5 protein-coding genes are annotated in these 4,454 nt (G+C 61.1%); 4 read left to right on the top strand and 1 reads right to left on the bottom strand.

Annotated features, from left to right (window positions below; translation table 11 throughout):
• Positions 1-72 precede the first annotated feature (72 nt).
• Positions 73-807 carry a response regulator gene (locus WBB95_RS20075; protein ID WP_424489163.1) on the top strand — a complete coding sequence of 245 codons (735 nt, stop codon included), beginning with the start codon at positions 73-75 and terminating at the stop codon, positions 805-807.
• Between the two features lie 28 nt (positions 808-835).
• Positions 836-2,263 carry an ATP-binding protein gene (locus WBB95_RS20070; RefSeq protein WP_424489164.1) on the top strand — a complete coding sequence of 476 codons (1,428 nt, stop codon included), beginning with the start codon at positions 836-838 and terminating at the stop codon, positions 2,261-2,263.
• A gap of 253 nt (positions 2,264-2,516) precedes the next feature.
• Here WBB95_RS20070 and WBB95_RS20065 read toward each other — a convergent pair whose 3' ends face one another.
• Entirely contained in the window at positions 2,517-3,446 is a 930-nt protein-coding gene (locus tag WBB95_RS20065) for an AraC family transcriptional regulator (RefSeq protein WP_424489162.1), read from the bottom strand.
• 328 nt (positions 3,447-3,774) lie between these two features.
• Here WBB95_RS20065 and WBB95_RS20060 point away from each other — a divergent pair, with 328 nt between their 5' ends.
• Complete coding sequence (locus WBB95_RS20060; RefSeq protein WP_016975490.1) at positions 3,775-4,116, top strand: antibiotic biosynthesis monooxygenase family protein; 342 nt, start codon at positions 3,775-3,777, stop codon at positions 4,114-4,116.
• Between the two features lie 43 nt (positions 4,117-4,159).
• A complete protein-coding gene (locus WBB95_RS20055) occupies positions 4,160-4,405 on the top strand; it encodes a hypothetical protein (protein ID WP_424489161.1) in 246 nt (81 codons plus the stop codon).
• The last annotated feature ends 49 nt before the right edge of the window (positions 4,406-4,454 follow it).

Raw genomic sequence — 4,454 nt, 5'->3', positions numbered from 1 at the left:
GGGCTTGCTCGCGAAGAGGGCCTCAAGGGCAACAAATAACTTAAGCTTGGCCATAACAACAAGGAGGACCCCGTGAGCGTAATCAGTAAATCGATTCTCCTCGTCGACGACGACCAGGAAATCCGCGAATTGCTGCAAACCTACCTCAGCCGTGCCGGTTTCCAGGTGCGCGGTGTGGCGGATGGCGCGGGGTTTCGCCAGGCCATGAACGAGGCGCCATGCGACTTGGTCATCCTTGATGTGATGTTGCCGGACGAAGACGGTTTCAGCCTCTGCCGCTGGATTCGCCAGCACCCGCGCCAGGCGCAGGTGCCGATCATCATGCTCACCGCCAGCTCCGATGAAACAGACCGCGTGATCGGCCTGGAGCTGGGTGCCGACGACTACATCGGCAAGCCATTCAGCCCCCGCGAGTTGCAGGCGCGGATCAAAGCCTTGCTACGCCGTGCCCAGTTTGGCCAGGAGCGCAGCAGCGCGGGCGACGTGTGGGTGTTTGATGAATGGCGCCTGGACATGATCAGCCACCGCCTGTTTCACATCGACGGCGAAGAGGTGATTCTCTCCGGCGCCGATTTTGCCCTGCTCAAACTGTTTCTCGATCACCCCCAACAAATTCTCGACCGCGACACCATTGGCAATGCCACCCGTGGCCGTGACCTGATGCCGCTGGACCGTATCGTCGACATGGCCGTCAGCCGTCTGCGCCAACGGCTGCGCGATACCGAAAAACCTCCGAGGCTGATCCGCACCGTGCGCGGCAGCGGTTATCAACTGGCAGCCAGCGTGGTTGCCGGCAATGCCCACTGAGCATCTGACCGAGCGCCGCCGCTTCCCGGTGCCGCGCTCGCTGCTCGGGCGGATGTTGCTGCTGACCTTGTTGGCGGTGCTGTTCGCCCAGGCGCTGTCCAGCGTGATCTGGGTTTCGCAATTGCGCGCCACCCAGCTTGAAGGCCTGGTCACCAGCGCCCGCAGCCTGGCGCATTCGATGACGGCCAGCGTGAGTTACTTCCGCTCCTTGCCGGTGGCCTATCGCCCACTGGTGCTGGACCAATTGCGCAGCATGGGCGGCACGCGCTTTGTGGTGACCCTCAACGACCGCCCCCTGGATATGCAGATATTGCCGCAGACCCCGCGCAAGCAGGCGGTGCTGCAAGCCGTGGATGAAGTGTTGCGCCAAACCCTGGGCAGCGACGTGCATATTTCGGTGGAGTTCGTCAGCGCCGAAGACCTGCGGATCTTCAATGCCGGCCTGAAACTTGATGAATTGCCGCGTTCCTGGGCGCATTACGCGCTGACCCTGGAGCCGGTGAACCCGCCGGTGCTGGTCACCCAGATCCAGCTCGCACAAGGCGAGTGGCTGTACATCGCCTCGCTGTTGCCCGAGCCTTACACCAGCCTTGAAGAACAAGGCCTGCCCTCCCAGCAGGTGTGGTTTATCGTGCTGACCAGTGGTTTTTTGCTGCTGTTCATCGGCCTGTTGGTGCACTGGCAGAGCCGGCCGCTCAAGCGCCTGGCGCGAGCGGCGCGGGACATGTCCTTGGGCGCCGATGTCGAGCCGGTGGCCGAAGGCGGCGGCAGTGAAGTGGTGGAAGTGGGCCGCGCGTTCAATGCCATGCGCGAACGCATCAGCCGCTACCTGACCGAACGCAGCCAATTGTTCAGCGCGATTTCTCACGATTTGCGCACGCCGATTACCCGCCTGCGCCTGCGCGTGGAATTGCTCGAAGACGAGAACCTGCAAACCAAATTCGGCCGGGACCTGGATGAGCTGGAGTTGCTGGTGAAGGGCGCGCTGCAATGCGTGAAAGACACCGACATCCACGAAAACATCGAGCCGGTGGACCTCAATCACGTGCTCGACTGCCTGGTGGAGCCGTACCTGGCGCCTAACGGCAACGGCCGGATTACTCAGGAAGGCCGCGCGCTGGCGCCGTATGCAGGCAAACCGCTGGCGCTCAAACGCTGCATCGGCAATCTGATCGACAACGCCTTGAAGTACGGGCAAACCGCCCATCTGCACATCGAAGACGACGGTGCGGAATTTATCCTGCACGTGGATGACGAAGGCCCCGGTGTGCCGGAGCAGCGCTTGGAGCAAGTGTTTGAGCCGCATTTTCGGTTGGCTGGCCAGCAGCAGGGCTACGGCCTCGGGTTGGGGATTGCACGCAATATTGCCCACAGCCATGGCGGCGAGGTGAGTTTGCAGAACCTGCGTGAGGGTGGGCTGCGGGTCACGCTTCAGTTGCCGCGGACGCTGGACTAGCTACTCGGAGCAGTAGAGCTTTTGTGGTTGGCAGCCTTGTTGTGGTGAGTGGTTTTTTTGTGGTGAGCGGGCTTGCCCCGCGATGGGTGGCGAAGCCGCCCTGGAACCTGCAACTCGGTATGCCTGAAACACTGCGGTGGCCTTAATGGGGCCGCTACGCAGCCCAGCGCGGGGCAAGCCCGCTCACCACATAAGCCCAATCACCACAACAATCCCCAAGACCACAGTCAGCCGGCTTACCACAAGTCATCGGTCAGACGCTCTGGCGCAACCGAGCCAGGTCTCGCAGCGGCGGCGCCCCAAACAACCGGCTGTACTCGCGACTGAACTGCGACGGGCTTTCATACCCCACCCGATACCCGGCGGCCGACGCTTCCAGCCCTTCGGCGATCATCAACCGCCGCGCTTCCTGCAAACGCAGTTGCTTTTGGTACTGCAGTGGGCTCATCGCCGTGATCGCCTTGAAGCGGTGGTGCAACGTCGAGACGCTGAGGTTCACTTCCTTGGCCAAATCATCAATGCGCAGCGGCTGCTCGTAGTTGCCGTTCAACCACTTGATCGCCTGGCTGACCCGATGGCTCTGACTGTTGGCCACGGCGATTTCATACAGCCGATAACCCTGCGGCCCACGCAGCAAGCGGTAAAGGATTTCGCGGTTGATCAACGGCGCCAGCATGGCGACGTCTTTGGGCGTGTCCAGCAGGCGTGCCAGGCGCAGCACCGCATCGAGCAACTGGGTGTCGATGCGGTCGACGTACATGCCGCGCGAGGTGGGGCGCGAGGGTACGCCCATCGGGCCGGCCTCGGCGATCAACGCCGTGAGTTGCGCCGGGTCGATATTGATGCGCACTGACAGGTTAGGGTCTTGCGGCGTGGCGTCGATGATTCGCCCGGCCACCGGCATCGCCACCGAAAACACCAGGTAGTTGAGCGGGTCGTAGGCAAAGATTTCGTCGGCCAGGCGCACTTCCTTGCTGCCGCTGGCGAGGATGCACAACGCAGGTTCCACCAGCACCGGCATGAAATCGCGCGGTGTGTTGTGGCGGTTAAGGAACAGCGAGGTGATCGCCGTGCCGTAGGAACCATCTTCCCAGGTATGGCGTTGCACGATGCTGGCCAGTTCGGCGCGCTGCTTTTCCATCTCGGCATTGAGAGGAATGGATTGATGTTCAGGCGACGACATGGGGCGTCCTCTACACGCTTCTTTGATGGGCTCAGCTTAGTGGCGGCTTTGCAAAAAGTGTTAGGTCGATCCTGCTCAATCCTTGCCTGATCCTGCGACAGGTCGTGAATCAGGCAAGGGCAGGGCCTGTCATCGCCCTGAAACACTGAGTAGGAGCCTGGAATAAAACTGCGGGGCCAAACGTCCTATCTACGCTTCTCGCAGGATTGTGCAATAAGCCTGCAGGAATTGACTAACTGCGCCCGCACCCGCGCCGTTATCTTTGATCCTGTGGCAACACGCCCTCACAGTGCTTGCCGAGCATCACTTCTCAACGGGAGAGTCGAACATGTCCACCCCCATTCCCGCGAGCCATATGGCCTTTATCCGTGCCCGTACCGGGTGCAGCACCGAACTCGGTGCACGCTTGAGCAGTTTGATCGAACCGGGCCGTCAGGCTCAGGGTTGCCTGCAATTCTCGTTGCAGCATTCCCAGGTCGACCCCGATGTATGGCTTGTCTCGGGCTTCTGGAGCAGCGAGCAGGCGATGAGCGCCTACTTCAATTCTCCGGCCCTGATGATCTTTACCGAGCTGTTGAACGACATGGTGGTCCGCAGCATGGACTTCCAGACCTTTACCGATGCATCCGCTGCGCATGCGTACGGTGAGTACCTGCAACTCGCCGGTTGAGAGGGTTAGAATGGCCGACTTCCCATTGGCCAGGACCTGCAACATGGCACGTAAACAATTTGCCCACCACGAAGCCGTTTCCGCCGTAGTACCGGGCGAAGCGGGCTACAGCGCCGCCGTCGCCGTCAAGGCACTGGATGGCATGGGCGCACCACGGTTTCACAAGATCCTTGATGGACAGACGTTCAAGACCGCTTCCGACGCCGACGATGCAGCAACGCTGCAACTTGAATGCCTGGTCGATGTGGATGAAGACGGTCAATTGAGCTGGGTGACTACTGCTAACTAAGCAACACTGCCGAGCTCAATGTGGGAGCGGGCTTGCTCGCGAATGCGGT

It is taken from the genome of Pseudomonas sp. (assembly GCF_049645325.1).
Taxonomy (GTDB): Bacteria; Pseudomonadota; Gammaproteobacteria; order Pseudomonadales; family Pseudomonadaceae; genus Aquipseudomonas.
Note: the sequence above shows the minus strand (reverse complement) of the source record. Positions and strands in the feature narration are given on the sequence as shown.